This window comes from Psychrobacter sp. FDAARGOS_221 (assembly GCF_002313155.2).
Taxonomy (GTDB): domain Bacteria; phylum Pseudomonadota; class Gammaproteobacteria; order Pseudomonadales; family Moraxellaceae; genus Psychrobacter.
In genome coordinates this window covers 1,049,898-1,069,594 of sequence record NZ_NWFK02000001.1, presented here as the reverse complement: position 1 = coordinate 1,069,594, position 19,697 = coordinate 1,049,898, and the positions used below count along the sequence as shown (strand labels likewise).

The 19,697-nt window shown below is 43.2% G+C and carries 15 protein-coding genes; 10 read left to right on the top strand and 5 right to left on the bottom strand.

What is annotated here, in order from left to right:
* The first annotated feature begins 224 nt into the window (after window positions 1-224).
* Complete coding sequence (ispH, locus tag A6J60_RS04415) at window positions 225-1,181, top strand: 4-hydroxy-3-methylbut-2-enyl diphosphate reductase (RefSeq protein WP_096064901.1); 957 nt, start codon at window positions 225-227, stop codon at window positions 1,179-1,181.
* A gap of 223 nt (window positions 1,182-1,404) precedes the next feature.
* Window positions 1,405-2,217 (top strand): thioesterase family protein, encoded by an 813-nt coding sequence (locus A6J60_RS04410; protein WP_096064900.1) that lies wholly within the window; start codon window positions 1,405-1,407, stop codon window positions 2,215-2,217.
* 152 nt (window positions 2,218-2,369) lie between these two features.
* Here A6J60_RS04410 and A6J60_RS04405 read toward each other — a convergent pair whose 3' ends face one another.
* The 4 genes from A6J60_RS04405 to A6J60_RS04390 form a co-directional block, all read right to left on the bottom strand.
* Entirely contained in the window at window positions 2,370-3,752 is a 1,383-nt protein-coding gene (locus tag A6J60_RS04405) for an NAD-dependent succinate-semialdehyde dehydrogenase (RefSeq protein WP_096064899.1), read from the bottom strand.
* Between the two features lie 268 nt (window positions 3,753-4,020).
* The gene (locus A6J60_RS04400; RefSeq protein WP_096064898.1) at window positions 4,021-5,514 is read right to left on the bottom strand and encodes a Na+/H+ antiporter NhaC family protein; all 1,494 of its coding nucleotides are present in this window, start codon (window positions 5,512-5,514) and stop codon (window positions 4,021-4,023) included.
* Window positions 5,515-5,791: 277 nt separating this feature from the next.
* Window positions 5,792-7,114, bottom strand: a complete 1,323-nt coding sequence (locus A6J60_RS04395; protein WP_264755567.1) for an NAD(P)/FAD-dependent oxidoreductase — start codon at window positions 7,112-7,114, stop codon at window positions 5,792-5,794.
* Window positions 7,114-8,523, bottom strand: a complete 1,410-nt coding sequence (locus A6J60_RS04390; protein ID WP_096064897.1) for a glutamine synthetase family protein — start codon at window positions 8,521-8,523, stop codon at window positions 7,114-7,116. The genes A6J60_RS04395 and A6J60_RS04390 overlap by 1 nt, the downstream gene beginning before the upstream one ends.
* 405 nt (window positions 8,524-8,928) lie before the next feature.
* Here A6J60_RS04390 and A6J60_RS04385 point away from each other — a divergent pair, with 405 nt between their 5' ends.
* The 4 genes from A6J60_RS04385 (at window position 8,929) to pncB (ending at window position 13,853) form a co-directional block, all read left to right on the top strand.
* Window positions 8,929-9,672, top strand: coding sequence for a gamma-glutamyl-gamma-aminobutyrate hydrolase family protein (locus tag A6J60_RS04385; RefSeq protein ID WP_096064896.1), 744 nt, complete (start codon window positions 8,929-8,931; stop codon window positions 9,670-9,672).
* A complete protein-coding gene (gene puuR / locus A6J60_RS04380) occupies window positions 9,644-10,264 on the top strand; it encodes an HTH-type transcriptional regulator PuuR (RefSeq protein WP_096064895.1) in 621 nt (206 codons plus the stop codon). Before A6J60_RS04385 ends, puuR begins: the two co-directional genes overlap by 29 nt.
* Before the next feature lie 257 nt (window positions 10,265-10,521).
* A complete protein-coding gene (gene htpG / locus A6J60_RS04375; RefSeq protein ID WP_096064894.1) occupies window positions 10,522-12,465 on the top strand; it encodes a molecular chaperone HtpG in 1,944 nt (647 codons plus the stop codon).
* A gap of 173 nt (window positions 12,466-12,638) precedes the next feature.
* Entirely contained in the window at window positions 12,639-13,853 is a 1,215-nt protein-coding gene (gene pncB, locus A6J60_RS04370; protein ID WP_096064893.1) for a nicotinate phosphoribosyltransferase, read from the top strand.
* 103 nt (window positions 13,854-13,956) lie between these two features.
* Here the strand turns inward: pncB and A6J60_RS04365 are convergent, their stop codons facing one another.
* Window positions 13,957-14,496, bottom strand: coding sequence for a DUF924 family protein (locus A6J60_RS04365; RefSeq protein ID WP_096066471.1), 540 nt, complete (start codon window positions 14,494-14,496; stop codon window positions 13,957-13,959).
* Window positions 14,497-14,774: 278 nt separating this feature from the next.
* Between A6J60_RS04365 and aqpZ the strand changes: the two genes are divergently transcribed.
* The 4 genes from aqpZ to rpe all read left to right on the top strand — a co-directional run bounded on the left by aqpZ (window position 14,775) and on the right by rpe (window position 19,687).
* Window positions 14,775-15,536: an aquaporin Z gene (aqpZ, locus tag A6J60_RS04360; RefSeq protein WP_096064892.1), complete on the top strand. Its 762-nt coding sequence runs from the start codon at window positions 14,775-14,777 to the stop codon at window positions 15,534-15,536.
* 331 nt (window positions 15,537-15,867) lie between these two features.
* Window positions 15,868-17,607, top strand: a complete 1,740-nt coding sequence (locus A6J60_RS04355; RefSeq protein WP_096064891.1) for an AMP-binding protein — start codon at window positions 15,868-15,870, stop codon at window positions 17,605-17,607.
* A 359-nt stretch (window positions 17,608-17,966) separates the two neighbouring features.
* Window positions 17,967-18,830, top strand: coding sequence for an S-formylglutathione hydrolase (gene fghA, locus A6J60_RS04350; protein WP_096064890.1), 864 nt, complete (start codon window positions 17,967-17,969; stop codon window positions 18,828-18,830).
* Window positions 18,831-18,976: 146 nt separating this feature from the next.
* Window positions 18,977-19,687 carry a ribulose-phosphate 3-epimerase gene (gene rpe, locus A6J60_RS04345; protein WP_096064889.1) on the top strand — a complete coding sequence of 237 codons (711 nt, stop codon included), beginning with the start codon at window positions 18,977-18,979 and terminating at the stop codon, window positions 19,685-19,687.
* Window positions 19,688-19,697: the final 10 nt, after the last annotated feature.

Genomic DNA, 19,697 nt, shown 5'->3' with positions numbered 1-19,697 from the left:
TCGCCCTGCCTGCTATTTTAGCGGATATGTTATAGTAATCACAAAACCAAAATGGCTTTTAAAAATAGCTGTTAAACCAAATCGCTTTTAACGATAGATTAAACCGTAAGCTGACAGGGTTACGGTTAAAGTGAATTGTTTGTGAGTTCTCTATCGGGCTAAGTGGATTGATTGAGTTATAAGCCATATTCTATTTCTCTGATTATCTATTGTGAAGAACTGTTATGCAAATTTATCTTGCGAATCCACGTGGGTTTTGTGCTGGCGTTGACCGTGCTATTGCTATTGTTAATGAAGCTTTATTACGCTTCGAGCCGCCTATTTATGTTCGTCATGAAGTCGTACACAATAAATTTGTGGTGTCGGACTTGGCCAACCGTGGCGCAGTATTCGTAGAAGATCTGGATGAAGTGCCAGATGGCTCTATCGTTATTTTCTCAGCGCATGGTGTATCAAAGGCGGTGGAAGATGAAGCTCAGCGCCGTGATTTGACCGTGTTCGATGCGACCTGTCCGTTAGTGACCAAGGTTCATATTGAAGTGGCAAAGTTTGCTCGTGAAAAAATGGACGCGGTACTCATTGGTCACCAAGGTCATCCTGAAGTTGAGGGTACGATGGGGCGTTTTAGTGCTCAATATGGTGGTGAGATTCATCTTGTTGAAAACGAAGCCGATGTTGAAAAGCTGCAAGTGAATGATCCTAATCGCTTGGCATTTGTCACCCAGACAACTTTATCAATGGATGACACGGCGCTAGTGATTGATGCACTGCGTAAGCGTTTTCCTAATATCCAAGGCCCACGCAAAGATGACATTTGTTATGCCACCCAAAACCGCCAAGATGCGGTAAAAGATTTGGCAGAACGTTGTGAAGTGGTGCTGGTTGTGGGCTCACCTAACTCATCAAACTCAAACCGTTTGCGTGAGCTAGCAGAGCGTATGAACTGCCGCGCTTATTTAATTGATAATGCTGGCGAGATGCAGCAGCAATGGTTTGAAGGTGTGAGTACCGTGGGTGTCACCGCTGGTGCTTCAGCGCCTGAAGTTTTGATACAAGAGGTATTAAACCAATTGCAAGAGTGGGGCGGTGAAATGCCAGATGAGCTTAAAGGTATTGAGGAGAATGTTACCTTTAGCTTACCCAAAGAGCTGCGCATTCCCGTAAAGCAAGTGCAGCCTTAACAGAGCAGTTTTAATAAATCATTAAATAAGCACAAGCAGATACTGTTCTAAGCGCGCAACAGGCAATCATGGCTAAGCCATAGGCCTGTTGTGCTTTGCGCTAAGGTCTAAAGTCGCCTGCGCTTAGAGTAAGTGTATTCAAGTAAAAGCTATCTATTAATAATAAAATATAGAAAAAGCATCTCTAAAAAAATAATAGGATTAAATAAATTAAGGATGATTTATGACCTCATATTATCAATGTATTGAACGCAGCTATACCGAAGACGGCAGCTGTATTGCTCAGTATCAGCCGACCGAACATGCTCAAGGCGCTTGGAATGACCATGAACAACATATGGCGCCAGCCACAGGTATTTTGGCTCATGAGCTAACCCTATTCTCACCGAAGCCAAATCTGCGTATGGCACGTTTGAGCCTTGATATCTTAGGACTCATCCCGTTAGAGCCATTCACCATTACCACTTGTATCATCCGTCCTGGTCGAACCATTGAATTGGTTGAAGCAGTCATGAGTCATGGCGGTCGAGACTGTATTATTGCCCGTGCTTGGCGACTGCTTACCCAAGATTCTAGCGATGTCGCTGGCCTTGAGGATGTGACGTTGAGCCAAGCGCCTGAATCGCTACCAGCGTGGGAAGGCATGAAAGTATGGCCAGGCGGCTTTATTAAGAGTATATCTGTGGTTGCTGATCCGAAACGTCGTCCTGGTAAAGGGGTCGTTTGGATTAGTTCTGATTTGGATATGGTAGAAGCTGAGAATACCACAGACTTAGTGCGTATCATGGGATTGGTCGATACTGCTAATGGTGTGGTGCCACGTAGTGCGGTTGCAATGTCTGAGATGTCGTGGGGATTTCCTAATACAGATCTGCAAATTCATATGCACCGCCTGCCACAAGGCAAGTGGTTGGGTATTGAGGCAGTTCAGCAATATGGCAAGGATGGCATTGGGCTAACCAGTGCTATTTTGCATGATACCAAAGGACCCTTTGGTCGCAGTGAGCAGATTTTGACATTACGACCTATGTCCTAGGCAATAAAAGCGCTTCAGCTTTGGGATAATCAGTACTTATTGAGCCATTTGAGTCATACAAAAAAAACACCAGCGTAAAGCTGGTGTTTTTTTATTGGCTATCAATTGTATTGGCTATTAATTGTTGGCTTCAAATAGGCAACCACATGATATTAAGACTTATCACGAACCAGTTTAAAGTTTAAAAACTCAGTGATACCTAAGCGGCCAAGCTCACGACCAAATCCTGAGCGCTTTACGCCACCAAATGGGGTATTTGCTTCGCTACCTGATGAGGCATTAATAGTCACCATGCCTACTTCAAGCTCATTTGACAGTCTTTCTGCCAGATCTTCACTTGAGGTATGAATTGATGCACCCAAACCAAAAGGTACGTCATTGGCCAAAGCAATGGCATCTTCAACACTGGCAACTTTATAGATGACGGCAACCGGACCAAACAGCTCTTGCTGATAGATTTCCATATCGCTAGTCACATCAGTTAATACCGCAGGCTTGAACCAAGCGCCGGGTTTCTCTGCGTCATATCCGCCTTCAACCAGAACCGTGGCACCAGCATCAACAGCGCTACTAAGCTGCTTTTGTAAATTTTCAGCGGCACTAATCGAAGATAGTGGACCCATTCTAGTGTTCTTTTGCATTGGGTCGCCAAGACTAATTTGTTTGACTGCATTGGTAAATTTATCCACAAAGCGATCATAAATAGAGTCTAAGATAATCAGGCGTTTGGCTGCGTTACAGGCTTGACCAGCGTTATCAAAGCGGCCATCAATGGCATGTTCGACAGCGCTGTCCAAATCTGCGTCTTCTAACACAATAAATGGGTCTGAGCCGCCTAATTCAAGCACCACCTTTTTGAGAGCGCTGCTAGCAATTTGAGCAACTACTTGTCCAGCCTTTTCTGAACCGGTCAGAGAAACACCCTGAATGCGAGAGTCTCTAATGATGTCAGCTGCTTGATCATTAGTGGCGAAAATATTGTTGTAAACACCCTGTGGTAAGCCGGCTTCAAGAAACAATTTTTCAATGGCTTCAGCAGTCTCAGGGCATTGAGGGGCATGTTTTAGAACTAGGGTATTACCAGCCATAAAGTTAGGCGCAGCAAAGCGAGCGACCTGATAGTGCGGGTAGTTCCAAGGCATAATACCAAATAACGCGCCGATAGGATGTTTTTCAACCCGAGCTTTACCGCTATCAACATCAATGGTGTCAGGCTCTAATAACGAAGGGGCGGTATCAGCATAATATCTAAATATCTCAGCCACAAAAGACAGTTCACCTTTCGACTGTGCTATGGGTTTGCCCATTTCACGTGTAACGATGGCCGCTAACTCATCAATTTTTTCTTCGTATTTATCAGCGATACGATGTAGTAATTGACTGCGCTGTTCAATAGAGGTTGTTTTCCAGTCTTTATAAGCGCTATGTGCTTGCTGCACCGCTTGCTCAATATCCTGCTCAGTGGCTATTGGATAGGTCTTTTCGACAACACCCGTCGCTGGGTTGGTGACTTTATAAATGCTTTCAGTACTCATAAGAGAAATCCTTATCTTATTATTTATGTGTTGAGTGGTTAGGTTTATTGTAGGGTAGAGTCCGATCACATATAAGTAGATTTATGTCAGAACATCGCGTAAGTTTTTATCAGGTCAGTGTCACTTGGTTAGTATGTGTTGGTTTTGTTTATATTTGGCTGAGAATTTTTAACTTAAGCTTTTAACTGACAGCCTTTCAATTGTCAGTTATTCGCTATTAGCCAGTTATTTGTTATTAATAGTTTATTTAATAGCTTAAGTTAATAGCCTAAGCCATCATTATTCCCAAAGCAATGAAGCTAGCGATGGCCAATACTGCACCTAATAAAGCATAAGGAAACTGAGTGAACGCGTGCTGCATAGGGCTACATCCTGCGCCTTGTGCCGCCAATAACGATGAGTCACTGAAGAAACAAGCATGGCTGCCAAATGAAGAGGCTGATAATAAGGCACCGATTACCAATGGTGTACTAACGCCAAGTGCACCGGCAACTGGGAATACAATCGGCATGGCTAATACATACAGTCCCCAGCTTGATGAAGTGGCAAAGGTTAAAAATGCCATGACAACGAAAATAACCGCAGGGAATGTCGATAGAGTCATGAACGGGGTGATGGCTTCAATGATATAGGTGGTCATGCCCAGTTCATCATTAATTGCCTTTAAGAAGAATCCGCCAATAACCGTTGAAAGAGGATACAGCATCACTTTAAAGCCATTAAAGATAGATTCAATTTGAGTCTCAAAGCTTAATAACCCTTGTACCCAGTATAGAATCACTGTAATAAATAGAGTTAATAGGGCACCTTTTAACAAGTCAACCTCAAAGTAAATGGTTGATGTTATAAGCAGAATCATTGGAATAGCAAAGTTAATGATGTTTGCTTTAAATGACAGTTTGCGCTTGGCTTTGACGTTAGAAACTAAGTCTTGATCCATAAAGTTTGGTGGGATTGGCTCACCGGCTTTGGCACGTGCTTCAGCCTTTTTCATTGGACCCCAGTCGCCTAACACACCGAACGCGACTAAGAATACAATCAACATGGCAAACCAAGCATACGCCATAAAAGGAATGGCGCTGATGTACAAGCTCATACCGCCACCATCAGCGGCGACACCGTTTTCTTCTAGCAAACCGGCAAAGTATACTGCCCAGGTTGAGATAGGGACGATGACACACATTGGTGCCGCAGTAGAGTCAACAATATAGGCCAGTTTCTCACGCGAAACGCCGTAGTGGTCGGTTAGCTTTTTAACCGAAGTAGAAACCGCCAAACAGTTTAAATAATCATCAATGAATACGATTACCCCAAGTACTGCTGTGGCGACCAGTGAATGGCGACGAGACTTGATGATGTCTTTTAGCCAATCGCTAAAGCCGTTTAGACAGCCACTGGATTCTAAAAGTTGGATCAATCCGCCCATGAAACCACAGACTAAGATAATCCAAATAATGGTTTCATTGCCTAAAACCGCAGAGATGTTATTCGCAAAAGGTTCGACCAGATCGAAGGGGTTTAACATGACCAGACCTGCGATACAGCCTGCCATCATAGATTCAAAAGGACGGCGTGAGACAACAGCGGTGATTAAAACCAATAATGTGGGTAATAAAGAGTAAAGCCCCCAATCGCCTGAGTCGCGATGAAAATGCGATAAGATGGCAAATGCTGCATAGATACAAACACCGGCGAGTAAAGTAAGAAACATCCGTTTGTTTTCAAAATAGCCTGTTACGGCATCGCTTAACTTCATGTTCATTGAATACATTCCTTGTATATTACTGAGTGCTTACAGCGCCTAAATGTTTGCGACATTTGCTCCAGATTGTCTATATAGCACGTCAGCTTGTGGTTTTTACACAGCACTCATGACCTAAGAGGTACCTAACGCATATCCTTTGCATTAGAGGTAACAGGACTGAGTTTGATCCACTCACTCAGTCCGCCTGTAATGACAGTTACAACAATGACAGTTACAACACCTCACATCTCATCTGATAGCATTTGAGATTTATCATAAGCTTATCGCTGATAAATTATAGTCCGGTCATATCTTTTAACGCATACCACCACGAGCCCATCACCGAATAAGGCACACGCAATGCGCGTCCACCAGGGAAGGGTATCCATGGCACCTTGGCAAAGACGTCAAATTCTTTGGTGTCACCGTTGATTGCATCAGCCAAAATCTGCCCAAACAGGTGAGAGCCTGTTACCCCGTGACCGCTATAGCCATGAGCGAATAAAACTCTATCGTGTAGTTTACCCATTTGTGGTACACGCGAGAATGACAGTGCAAAGTTACCACTCCAGGCATATTCAATTTTAGCGTCTCTTAGTTGTGGGAAAATCTTGTTCATATTCGGGCGAATTTTTGCCTCAATATCGGCAGGATCTTGTCCGCCATACACCGTACCGCCGCCAAATAACATGCGTTTGTCAGCAGACAGACGGTAGTAGTCTAAAATGTAGCGCACATCTTCAACACATACATCACTTGGAATCAGCTCATCGGCTAAGCTGCCCAGTGGTTCAGTGGCGATGATTTGAGTAGATACTGGCATGATGCGATCCGTCAGCTTCGGAATAACTTTGTTCAAATAAGCATTGCCGCACAATACAACCTTTTCACATGTCACCGTGCCAAACTCGGTAATAACTTTTGCGCTGGCATCGTCATATTCGATATCGACTACCAATGTGTTTTCATAAATAGTGCCGCCGTTGCTTTCAATGGCAGCCGCTTCGCCTAATGCGAGATTGAGTGGATGAATGTGACCGCCGGAATGGTCAATCATACCGCCCACATAAGCATCAGTATTGACATACTGCTGAATGGCTTGTTTATCCAGAATCTCACGGTCATGCATACCGTGGCTTTCCCACAAGGCATGCGTCTCGATCAAGTCTTTCATTTGGCTGTTATTGAACGCAGCGAAGATGTTTTTTTCTTTTAGATCGCACTGAATATCGTAGTCTGCGATAAAGCGTCTAATGATTTTATTGCCACGAGTCACCAGCTGACCGACAAAATCGGCGGTCTGGTCGCCATAGGATTTTTTAATCTTCTGTAAACTGGCATTTAGCCCGTTTACGATTTGACCGCCATTACGCCCCGATGCGCCCCAGCCAATCTGAGCGCCTTCAAGTAGCACAACATCATGTTGGGTTTCGGTCAGATGTAGAGCGGTTGATAAGCCACTATAACCGCCGCCGACGATACAAATTTCACAGGTGATGTCGTCTTTTAGGGTAGGACGATCAGGTTTTTGATTACGACTCGCAGCATAGTAGCTATCCGGATACTGTCCATGATCTGAGTAGTGAGGAATATTACGTTTGTTGTTAGTAGTCATCATTAAACATCCTGTAAGTAGGTAATATATTCAAGATTGGTCACTTGCATCGCAAAGCGTTTGGCTTCTTGTTTTTTGACGTCAATTAAAAGGTCAATCATCTGCATTGGGAATAACTCTTCGATGACATCGCTGTTTTCGAATTCACGGATGGCAGAGAACCAATCCATAGGCAAGGTGACTAAGCTGTCTTTATCGTAGGTAATATTGTTGACAGGCTCTGGCGCTTCCAGTTTATTTTCAATACCGTATAGCATGCCGGCAAGTACCGCACTACACACTAAGTAAGGGTTGGCATCGGCACCAGAGACACGGTGTTCGATACGGCGTGCTTTGTTGTCGCCACCTGGGATACGTACCGCTGCTGTTCGGTTTTCATAACCCCATGACACATTGTTTGGCGCCAATGTGCCAGGGATATAGCGGCGATATGAGTTGACGTGTGGGGCAAATAACAAGGTGCAGTCTGACATAGTTGCTAGTAGACCCGCCACAGCATGTCTTAGCATCTCCGATCCTTCCTCAGTGCCATTATCAAAAACGTTATTGCCGTCTTTGTCTAATAAACTACAATGCACATGGAATCCACTACCAGATTGAGTGCCATATGGTTTCGCCATAAACGTCGCCGTTAGGCCACGATTGGCAGCCACAGATTTAACGATTTGTTTGAATAAAACGGCATCGTCAGCTGCTTTTAAGGGGTCGTCAACATGCAGTAAGTTAATTTCAAACTGACCACAGCCATTTTCTGCGAGCGCCGCATCGACAGGAATGTTGAGCTTACGACATTCGTCATAGACCTCATCTAAAAATTCGTCAAACTGGAACAGATCGTTGATGCTTAGAATGGATGTCTTGTTGAGTCGCAACCCATTTTTTGGACGAATAGGAGGCTTAGGTGTTTTACCTTCAGTGTAATCGACTAGGTAAAATTCAAGTTCAGTTGCCATCACAGGCGTTAGGCCCAGCTCTTTAAACTTTTGACTGATATAAGAAAGAACGTGACGGGCATCACCGTAATACGGCTGGTTGTCTTCGTCATATAACCAAACTGGCAGTAGTGAAGAGGGCTGGCTGGTATTGATGAGCTTGAAAGAGTCGCGACCTGTAGGTACAGCGATTGCATCGATATCACCATTGGACTGTGATGACTCGATGACATCAGCACCCCAGATATCGACACCTAGAATAGACAGTGGTAGTCGAACCCCTTCTTCTTCTGCTTTTGCCATTTGATTGAAGGGAATACGTTTGCCACGCATGATACCGTTGATATCACAGGCAGCGATATAGACGTATTCAATTTGTTTGCTAGGAATGGCGGGGTCTATACTCTCTACGCCATTTGCGGTTTGAGTATAAGAAGTGTGTTCTGAATGAGCATTGCTAGTGTTAACTTTAGTTTGCATTGGTACACATCCTTGTGATGACTTCTTGAGCTAAGAAGTTGAATAATAAACAGCAGGTCGCTTTAGCTTCCTTACTAAAGCTGCCTGACTTAATCCCTATGATTTAATATAGGGGTGAAATATATAGTTGTCAAATACTAAGTTAAAATATTTTCAATGGGGTTTATATAATTCAATAGGCTGAATTTAACCCGTAATGAAATATATAGTTTACATAATGCTATTTCAGTGCTAATTTTAGACTAGATGACATGGCATGGTTTTATAAAGACTGTGTGCCCACTCCACTGGAAGGAAAGTGTTGGCTCAAAAGTGAGCCAAATGTCATTGTGGGGAGCTACCGCTCAGATAGCTAATACCTCGACAATCAATCATTAAAATTTCATGTGCAATAAGGATGTTCGTATGACAATCTCTAAGCCAATTATCGGCATAGTTTGCTGCCAAAAAACCGTTGATAAGCAGCCCACTCAGGCAGTGTATGACAAGTATGTTCAAGCCATTCAACATCACGGCGGTGCGCCAGTGTTACTGCCACATGCACTGGTAGAGGATGACAGTTTTCATACTGTGCTATCGATGGTCGATGGTATTTTGTTAACCGGAAGCTATAGTAATGTGGCGCCAGAGCGCTATGGGGCAACCCACGAAGAGCTGAAAAAAGATCTCACTCGAGATGCGCTAACCTTTAAGCTGCTAGAGTATGCAGAGACCAATCAGGTCCCTTTATTGGCCATTTGCCGAGGTCTGCAAGAAATGAATGTCTATTTTGGCGGAACGCTGCACCCAGATTGGCGCGAGGTTGAAGGCTTCTATGAGCAACACTTAGAAGACGGCAATGCACCAATGGAAGTACAGTATCAGCCGGTCCATGATGTTATTATCCAGTCTGGCGGTCATTTGTCAGCATTTAACACTCAGTGGAAGGTAAATTCTCTGCATAAGCAGTGTATTAATCAAGTGGGCGAGGGGCTACTGGTAGAGGCGACTGCGCCCGATACGTTGATTGAGGCCATTAGTTTGCCGACGCATCCTTATTTATTAGGGGTTCAGTGGCATCCAGAAGCTGACTATAATAATGACGAGATGTCTAAGTATTTATTTTCAGGATTTATTAATCATGCAAAACAAGCCAAGGGACGAGACTAATCAAGTGGAGATTCAGGAAACACCTAAGCAGCGTGCTGATGAGATGATTGGAGATAAGATCAATCAATTAAGATTGTCCAAAGGATTCTCACAGCGTAAGCTTGCTAAGCTTGCGGGTCTGACAAATACCGCCATTAGCTCTATTGAGCGCAATAAGGTGAGTCCTGCGGTGAATACCTTGGCTGCTATTTTAGAGGTGCTGGGTTCCGATTTAAATACATTCTTTAGCGAGGATTGGGGTAAAACCAAAGCTCAGGTTGTGGTGTCGCCACAGGACTTAGTTGAGCTGAGTGATCCAAGCAAAAATGGCGTGTCGTTAAAGCAAGTTTATAACTTTGCCCCCACTAGAAATCTAGGCTTCTTAATTGAAACCTATCAGCCAAACAGCTCAACCGAAGAGAAAATTACACACGAAGGTGAGGAGATAGGAACAGTCATTGAAGGTAAGATACTGATTCATATCAATAAGATGTCGTACTTGCTTAATGAGGGCGACAGTTATGTGATTGATACCAGTCAACCGCATACCTTTATTAACCCTACCTCTGAGGTTGCGCGTATTATTAGTGCCCATACCCCAGCAACTTATTAACGGGTTTTTATTTCTTAAATCAAATTTACACTTAATTCAAATATTGAGCCGGTCAGCTTTGATCGGCTTTTTTATTGTTGTATTAAACCAAGCTCATTAAACAAAATACAGTGCTAATTAGATGCAATTTGCTTGAAAAACACACCCAGTGCCCCTATTAGTTAGTTAACCAAAAATAGTTAATCAAACAGTCATGTCCAAATTTGATGAATATGATCAATAGACCTTAACATTACGGAAAATAAAAGAGGAATTCTATGAGCGAAAACACCCAAGCCACACAGCACGTATTTGAAGCTGAAGTTGCCCAGCTATTGCACTTAGTGACTCACTCACTGTATTCAAACTCAGATATCTTTGTACGTGAGCTGGTCTCAAACGCATCGGATGCTTGTGACAAATTGCGCTTTGAAGCGACTGGCGATGACAGCCTTTATGAAGACGATGCTGAGTTAAAAGTTCGTATTGATATCGATACAGACGCCAAAACCATTACCTTTATCGACAACGGTATTGGTATGAATGAAGCAGATACCATCGAAAACTTAGGTACCATTGCCAAATCAGGCACCAAGGCATTCCTAGAACAGCTGTCTGAATCACAAAAACAAGATGGTCAGTTAATCGGTCAATTTGGTGTGGGTTTTTACTCAGGCTTTATTGTAGCGGATACTATCACTGTTGAATCACGTAAAGCGGGCGAGCCTGCTAATCAAGGCGTACGCTGGGTATCTGATGGCACCGGTAAATTCACTACCGAAACCATCACCAAAGACAGCCGTGGTACTTCTATAACGCTACATCTAAAAGAAGAGTTCACCGAAGGTGAAGATAACTATCTTGATCGCAATAAGCTAAAAGGCTTGGTCAATAAATACTCTGACCACATCAGCTTACCGATTCAAATGCGTAAAGAAGTGTGGCAAGAAGATGTGAAGGAAGAGGGCGACGACAGCGATGCACCAGCCGGTGGCGAAATGGTAGTCACTGACGAGTGGGAAACCATTAACAAAGCCAGCGCGCTTTGGACCCGTTCAACCTCTGAAATAGAAGACGAAGAATACGTCGACTTTTATAAAAACATCAGCTATGACTTCGAAGATCCATTAGCATGGACGCATAACCGTGTCGAAGGCCGTGTGCAATATACACAGCTGTTATATATCCCGAAAAAGGCACCGTTTGATTTATACGCACGCGAGCAGCAGCATGGTCTGAAGCTATACGTGAAACGTGTGTTTATCATGGATGACGCTGAGCAGTTATTACCAATGTATCTGCGTTTTGTGAAAGGTGTGATTGATTCGCAAGACCTGCCATTAAACGTAAGCCGTGAGATTCTACAAGAATCACGAGATGTAAAATCTATCCGTGATGGTAACGCGCGCCGTGTGTTAACACTACTAGCTAGCCTTGCCAACAGCGAAGATGCAGACAAGCAAGAGAAGTTCAAACAGTTCTATAGCGAATTTGGTGATGTGATCAAAGAAGGTCTTGGCGAAGACATGACCAACCAAGAGCGCATCGCAAAATTGCTACGTTACACGACCAGTACTACTGACGGATTAGAAACTGGCTTTGCTGACTATAAAGAGCGCATGAAAGACGGTCAAAAAGCCATCTACTATCTAACCGCTGAAAACTTAGCAGCGGCCAAAAACAGCCCACAACTGGAGTTGTTTAAGAAAAAAGGCATCGAAGTTATCTTGATGACCAGCCGTGTCGATGAGTGGGCGATGAACTTCCTAACTCAGTTTGACGGTACGCCACTACAAAACATCGCTAAAGGTGCGGTAGACTTAGGTGATCTGCAAGACGAAGCGGAAAAAGAAGAAGTCAAAAAAGCAGAAGAGAGCTTAAAGCCAGTGGTTGATAAGTTAAAAACAACCTTAGGCGGCCGTGCCAAAGACGTACGTGTGTCTAACCGCTTGGTCGATAGCCCTGCAATTTTGGTCACCCCAGAAGGTGAGCTGTCACCACAAATGATTCAAATGCTTAAGCAAATGGGTCAAGAAGTGCCAGAAACTCAGCCTATCTTGGAGGTCAATCCAACGCACCCATTGATTCAAAAGCTTGAATCAAGCGATCAGTTTGATGACTTGGCGCAAGTTATCTTTGACCAAGCCTTATTGGCAGATGGCGGTCAGTTAGATGACCCTGCAGCGTACCTAAAACGCGTCAATGACTTATTAATGAAGTAGCAGCTTAATAGCGTTACTTTAAATAAGACAAATAAAAAGGACTCAGATAATCTGGGTCCTTTTTTTTTATACATAAATAATAGACGCGTAAACACAAAATAGCTTTAATTGACTGAAACAGTCATAATATTAGTAACAATAATAAATCATCTACTTAAAAATTGAGCACTAATATGACCCAGCCCATTATTACCTCACTGTTAGATAATGATCTGTATAAGTTTACGATGCTACAAGCCATGTTGCATCAGTTTCCACAGACTCATGGGGTATATCGCTTTCGTTGCCGAAACTATAAAGAAACAGCGTATCCGTTAGCAGATATCAAGCCTGCATTAGAGCAGCAGCTCGATTATCTGTGCGATTTAAGCTTTACTCAAGATGAGCTTGATTATCTGAGCAGTCTGCGCTTTATACGCTCAGATTTTGTTGATTATCTAGAGCTGTTTAAGCTAAAGCGTCGTCATATCAAAGTCAGTATCGATCACAAAAACCGTTTGAGTATCGATATTGAAGGACCGATGATTCAAGCGATGTTTTTTGAAGTATTCGTGCTGGCCATCGTTAATGAGCTGTATTATCAACGTCTGAGCACAACTGCTGTGTTAGAGGAAGGTGAGCAGCGCTTGCAACAGAAAGTTGATCTAATACAAGACTATGCGTTAAAGCAGCAACGTGGTATGCCAGAGTTTATCGTCGCTGATTTTGGTACACGTCGCCGCTTTAGTAAGGCTTGGCATTCGCATGTGGTCGAAACCTTGCATAAGGCAGCACCGAGCGTGCTGCGTGGTACATCCAATGTGTATTTGGCCAAAAAATTAAAAATTACGCCGATTGGCACCATGGCACATGAGTTTATGCAGGCATTCCAAGCACTCGATGTACGTTTGCGTGATTCACAAAAAGCAGCGCTTGAGGCTTGGGTACATGAGTATCGCGGTGACTTAGGTATCGCACTGACTGATGTTGTCGGAATGGATGCTTTCTTACGCGACTTTGATTTGTATTTTGCTAAGCTGTTTGATGGGCTGCGTCATGACAGTGGTGACCCTTACGTGTGGGGTGATAAAGCCATTGCCCATTACCAAAAGCTGAAAATTGACCCGAAAACTAAGATACTCACCTTTAGTGATGGTCTCAGCTTAGAAAAAGCGTGGCAGCTGCATGATTATTTTAAAGGACGTATTCAGACCAGCTTTGGTATCGGTACCAACTTGACCAATGACATGGGACTGACGCAGCTTAATATTGTACTTAAGCTAGTGGAATGTAACGGCCAACCGGTAGCGAAGTTATCAGACAGCCCGGGTAAGACCATGATTCATAACGATACCTATTTGGCTTATTTGCGTCAGGTATTTGATATTGATCAAACCGAAGACGAGTAAGTCTTAATCCCGAGTTTCGAATATAAACAAAAGCAGGACTTCCTTATGCGGAGTCCTTTTTTTAGTTCACCAAAAACAAGCTTAAAAACAGCTTAGCATTAAGCTAGAAGGAAGAATCAGGTTGCTTTAAAAACTCAATCTCTTCCGCTGTAGAATCTCGGCCTAACACCTCATTACGATGCGGATAACGGCCAAATCTATCAATAATGTATTTATGCTTAATCTCAAATTCCAATGAAACCGCATCGCCTAACTCTTCAAATAACGTGAGGGCTTGGGCATGAATCTTTTTAGATTCGGAGTGCATAAAGGGTATTAGGCCAAAGCGTTTTTGTTCCTCAGTGAGCTGCTGATAATCATCACGTTTTAATAGCTGTTGCGCTAATATCAGTGCCATACCGTCTTGAGCAAAGGCTTGCGGTGAATTGCGATATAGATTGCGTGAGAATTGATCAAGCACAATGATTTCCGCCACAGCCCCTTGCGCCGTCTCTCGCCAATGCGCACATTCTCCTGCTTTCGCCTGCTGCAATGTATCCTCAAATAGCTCTCTAATCTTAGCGTCAAACTCATCATCTTTAGCAAACCAATAGGGTTGGTGGGCGTCATTAAACCAAAAATCTAGCACTTGTTGAGCTTGCAGGTTTGGCTGCATGGGTTTCTCCTTATTATTTTTAAAATGTTTTATATTATTAATTAAAATTACATTAAAATTTGTTAAATTAAGGTATTATTGGTAATAGGCATGTCGCTTATATTCATTAAAGACCTCAAATGTGCCAGCATTTTATTGCTGAAGCCGCTTAAAGCCAATTAATGACCTGTTCATACATTCACTAGCCTCATAGAGGCATAGTAGACACATCGTCATAGTTTGAACAGATATCATGGGCATGTCAAAAATTCATCAGGAAAATTATTATGACAAAATCAAAAAAACTAGCAGCTGAATTCCTAGGTACCATGTGGTTGGTACTGGGCGGCTGTGGTAGTGCAATATTCGCCGCCAATTTCGGTGGCGATGGCAACCCACTGGGCATTGGCTTTGTGGGTGTGGCTTTGGCGTTCGGTCTAACCGTATTAACCGGTGCGTATGCCTTCGGTCACATCTCAGGCGGCCATTTTAACCCGGCTGTTAGTATTGGTCTTATGGTTGGTAAACGCTTCCCAGCGTCTGAGCTGCCTGGCTATATTATCGCTCAAGTATTGGGCGGGGCATTCGGTGCGTTTATTATCTATATGATCGCCACTGGTCAAGCTGGCTTTGCGATTGATGCCAGCAGTGCAGGCGCATTTGCAACCAATGGCTTTGGTGAGTTCTCACCAGGTGGCTATAGTATGATGGCTGCGCTGATTGCTGAAGTGGTATTAACCGCGGTGTTCTTGATCATTATCATGGGCTCAACCCATCATCGTGCGCCTATTGGCTTTGCACCGATTGCTATTGGTCTTGGTCTAACACTGATTCATTTAATCAGTATTCCGATTACCAATACGTCAGTGAATCCAGCACGCTCAACCGCAGTTGCTCTATTTGTTGGCGGTGAATCACTGTCTCAGCTGTGGTTATTCTGGGTAGCCCCTATTATTGGTGCCGTGATTGGCGGTGGCATCTATACATGGCTTGGTCATGAAGGTCCAGACATTGTTGGCGGTGTAGATATGGATAAAAAAATTGGCTAGCACTACAATGACTGGCTAGGACTAGAATATTGTATTCATAAAAAAAGACCTCTTAGAAGGTCTTTTTTTTTATTTTTTATTTCGCTGTCTAATTTTTATTATCTGTTTGGATATTTTGTTTTGAGGTTAGCATTTATTTATTTTAGCTTATTGCTTTAAGGTTTTATTTTAAATTTATTAAGGATTTGACAATAATAAGCCTTCTTTTTCAATAAGCTTTGTGATTATAATAACTTATGCCTATAATGATAAAATATGTTTCATTATAGTTGGAACGCTATTAACAGGATGGTTAATAGTTTATTCATGCAACTCAATCAAGGAAGATACCATGTCAATAGAATTATTAGAACAGCGTTTTCCCAATGCTGCCTCCCGCAATGCACCGCTCACATTAAGCCATGATATTGGTCCAACAGAATCACCGTTAATCGAAGATACGATAGGAGATTACTTCGATCAAGTCGCCAATCGCTATCCGAATAAAGAGGCCTTGGTCTCTCGCCATCAAAACATTCGTTTAAGCTATCAACAGCTGCAACAACAAGCCAATCAATTGGCCAGCAGTATGATTAATATGGGACTGGAAAAAGGCGACCGTGTTGGCATTTGGTCGCATAATAATACCGAATGGCTACTGATGCAGTTGGCAACCGCCAAAGCTGGGCTGATACTGGTTAATATCAATCCCGCTTACCGTATCTCAGAGCTGCAATATGCGCTCAATAAAGTCGACTGTAAGGTGCTGGTATTCATGCGCCATTTCAAAACCAGTGACTATGTGCAAATGATTCAACAAATGGCGCCTGAGATATGCCATCAAGGTTATCAGTGCTTAGAGCTTACCGGGCTCCCTAACTTAAAACGAGTGATTTGGATTGATGCACCAGACAGTGATGAGCATTTTGGTTTTATGCAGCGATTCTCTGACTGGTTGGCAGAAGGTGATGCCAATGATCCAAGAGTGGCCGAGCGTGGTAAACAGTTAGATGCCAATGATCCGATTAATATTCAATTTACCAGTGGCACCACAGGAACCCCAAAAGGGGCAACACTGACCCACAGAAACTTATTGAATAACGCCTATCATTTGGGTGAAACCTTAGGTTTAACCCCAGAAGATAAGCTGTGCTTGCCGCTACCGCTGTATCATTGTTTTGCCATGGTTTTGGGTAATTTAACCTTCTTAATGCATGCCGCAACTTTGGTCTATCCAAGCACCAGCTTTGATCCATTAACCGTATTACAAGCGATTGATGCTGAGAAATGCACAGCGCTACATGCTGTACCCAGTATGTTTTTAGCCATATTAAATCACCCAGATTTTGATCAATATGATGTCAGCAGCTTACGGACGGGAGTGTCTGGAGGATCGAGCTGTCCAAGAGAGCTGATGCAGCGCATTATTAATGACATGCACATGCGAGACTTGACCATTGCTTATGGCATGACGGAGACCAGTCCAAAATCTACCCAAACCCTGCCGACCACTTCCTTTGAAAAATGTATCTCTACCGTCGGCTTGGTGCAGCCTCATCTTGAAGTCAAAATTGTCGATACTGAAACCAGAGAAACCCTGCCTATCGGAGAGGTCGGTGAGGTATTAACCAAAGGCTATGCGGTGATGGCCGGTTATTGGAATGATTCAGTCAAAACCACGGAAGCTGTGGTTGACGGCTGGATGCATACTGGTGATTTGGGCTCGATGGATGAGGAGGGTTATATCACCATTGTAGGGCGCAGCAAGGATATGGTTATCCGAGGCGGCGAAAACATCTATCCTATTGAGGTTGAGAACTTTTTGTACAAACATCCTAAGATTGCTGATGTACAGATAGTCGGCGTCCCAGACAAACGCTATGGAGAAGTATTAGCAGCTTGGATTATACCTAAGCAAGGTCAAACCATTACCGAACAAGAGATACGTGATTTTTGTTATAACCAAATTGCACATTTTAAAATTCCGACTTATATTCGGTTTGTTGAGCAGTATCCTATGACGGTGACAGGCAAAATTCAAAAGTTCAAAATTGTTGATGCTATGAAAGAGGAGCTAAGCACAGTCGCTTAATTAAACAGTTACTAGGTTAATCGAATAAGATAATATAGTCTAAAAAATAAAATGGCTTAGCGCTGAGGGAAGGGCTAAGCCATTTTTTTATGAGTGGTGAATTAAATTTTAAGTTTCTGAGTTAAAAGCTATCAGCTATGCATTACATTGCCTAAATGTCAGTTATCTCGATATTAGGTACTGAGTTTAGGTATTAAATCCGCAAAAGCACACCCTGTTAATAACAGGTTACTTATTAATACGTGGCCTTACTTTTAAAAGCGAGGGGCTATGGTAGAATCAAGCTAATCTGATAAAAAAGTGCCAAGTTAAAAATAACTGATAACAATGAACAATACCGTATTCGTTAGGAGAAAATAATGAGCAAATTGACATTAACCAGTAAGAATCGCTGCTTTAATGGCGAGCAGCACTACTATACCCATCAGTCGAGTACCACTAACTCTGAGATGAGCTTTAGTATCTATTTACCTGATGAAGCGTTGGCGGGTAATAGCTGCCCAGCAGTGATGTATTTATCGGGTCTTACCTGTAGTCCTGATAACGTCACTCATAAAGCACACGCGCAGCAAAAGTGTAGTGAGCTTGGGGTCATCTTTATTGCACCAGATACCTCACCAAAGGGAGATAATGTGCCCAATGATGATCGTTATTTTGTCGGTCAAGCGGCGAGCTATTATGTGGATGCTACACAAGCACCTTGGTCGGAAAATTTCAACATGCATAGCTATATCATCGATGAGCTGTATGAGCTCGTGCGTGAACAGTTTGCCATTAGCAGCATTGGTATTACCGGTCACTCTATGGGCGGACATGGCGCGCTGATGTTTGGCTTTAAATATCCGAGTAAGTTTGTCAGCGTCTCAGCAATTGCGCCAGTGTGTGTGGCCAGTGAATCAGAGTGGGGGCAGGCTGCCTTTACTGAGTATTTCGGTGCCGACTCAAACCAAGGTGACAGCGCGTGGTCACAATATGATGCAGTGACAGCGGTAACTAAAGCCGGCAAGTTGTACCCATCGATTTTAGTGGATCAAGGCGGTGCAGATGACTTTTATCTACAAGGCTATTTGTGTCCAGAAGCACTACAAAAAGCGTGTCAGCAAGTCGAGCAGCCATTAACCTTGCGTTATCATGCCGGTTTTGATCACAGCTACTACTATATTCAAACCGTTATCGAAGATCATATCGAACATCATTACAACGCCGCCTTGTCTTTAAGCTAAGATAAAACTTTAGGCTAAGGTAAAGCGCTGGGTTTAGATAACGCTTTAGACTAAGATAAAGCGCTTAATCGCTGTGATAATTGTTATAATAGCGCTTTGTTATTGAACCCCTTAAATCAAAACTTAAATCAAAAAAGAGTTTGACTATGAGCCGTACACAGCAAGCAGCTACCTCACCTAATTACTTAATCGCTCCATCTATCTTATCTGCTGATTTTGCCCGTTTGGGTGATGAAGTGGATGCGGTGTTGGCTGCTGGTGCAGACGTGATTCATTTTGATGTGATGGACAATCATTATGTGCCAAATTTAACCTTTGGTAGCATGATATGTAAGGCGTTGCGTGATTATGGTATCGATGCGCCGATTGATGTGCATCTGATGGTATCGCCAGTCGATAGTATGATTGAGCAGTTTTTAGACGCTGGCGCCAGTATCATTACCTTCCATCCTGAAGCCAGCTTGCATGTGGACCGCTCATTACAGATGATCAAAGATGGCGGCGCTGAGTGTGGTCTGGTATTAAACCCGGCCACGCCATTGCACCATCTAGATTATGTGATGGATAAAGTGGATCAAATCTTATTGATGAGTGTTAACCCAGGCTTTGGCGGTCAATCTTTCATTGAGGGTACTATTGATAAAATCAGACAAGTCCGTCAATTGATTGATGCCAGTGGCCGTGACATTCGTCTTGAGGTTGATGGCGGGGTTAAAGCCAATAATATCAAAGCCATTGCTGAAGCGGGCGCCGATATGTTTGTCGCCGGTTCAGCGATTTTTAATCAGCCAGATTATAAGCAAGCCATTGATGCCATGCGTCATGAGCTGAGTTTGGTTGGCTCTACCCAAGTTTAGTCATTACCAG

What these genes read in the sequence shown, in the direction of transcription:
- ispH (WP_096064901.1), top strand. Translation starts at nt 225, where the DNA reads ATGCAAATTTATCTTGCGAATCCACGTGGGTTTTGTGCTGGCGTTGAC.
- A6J60_RS04410 (WP_096064900.1), top strand. Translation starts at nt 1,405, where the DNA reads ATGACCTCATATTATCAATGTATTGAACGCAGCTATACCGAAGACGGC.
- A6J60_RS04405 (WP_096064899.1), bottom strand. Translation starts at nt 3,752, where the DNA reads ATGAGTACTGAAAGCATTTATAAAGTCACCAACCCAGCGACGGGTGTT.
- A6J60_RS04400 (WP_096064898.1), bottom strand. Translation starts at nt 5,514, where the DNA reads ATGAACATGAAGTTAAGCGATGCCGTAACAGGCTATTTTGAAAACAAA.
- A6J60_RS04395 (WP_264755567.1), bottom strand. Translation starts at nt 7,114, where the DNA reads ATGATGACTACTAACAACAAACGTAATATTCCTCACTACTCAGATCAT.
- A6J60_RS04390 (WP_096064897.1), bottom strand. Translation starts at nt 8,523, where the DNA reads ATGCAAACTAAAGTTAACACTAGCAATGCTCATTCAGAACACACTTCT.
- A6J60_RS04385 (WP_096064896.1), top strand. Translation starts at nt 8,929, where the DNA reads ATGACAATCTCTAAGCCAATTATCGGCATAGTTTGCTGCCAAAAAACC.
- puuR (WP_096064895.1), top strand. Translation starts at nt 9,644, where the DNA reads ATGCAAAACAAGCCAAGGGACGAGACTAATCAAGTGGAGATTCAGGAA.
- htpG (WP_096064894.1), top strand. Translation starts at nt 10,522, where the DNA reads ATGAGCGAAAACACCCAAGCCACACAGCACGTATTTGAAGCTGAAGTT.
- pncB (WP_096064893.1), top strand. Translation starts at nt 12,639, where the DNA reads ATGACCCAGCCCATTATTACCTCACTGTTAGATAATGATCTGTATAAG.
- aqpZ (WP_096064892.1), top strand. Translation starts at nt 14,775, where the DNA reads ATGACAAAATCAAAAAAACTAGCAGCTGAATTCCTAGGTACCATGTGG.
- A6J60_RS04355 (WP_096064891.1), top strand. Translation starts at nt 15,868, where the DNA reads ATGTCAATAGAATTATTAGAACAGCGTTTTCCCAATGCTGCCTCCCGC.
- fghA (WP_096064890.1), top strand. Translation starts at nt 17,967, where the DNA reads ATGAGCAAATTGACATTAACCAGTAAGAATCGCTGCTTTAATGGCGAG.
- rpe (WP_096064889.1), top strand. Translation starts at nt 18,977, where the DNA reads ATGAGCCGTACACAGCAAGCAGCTACCTCACCTAATTACTTAATCGCT.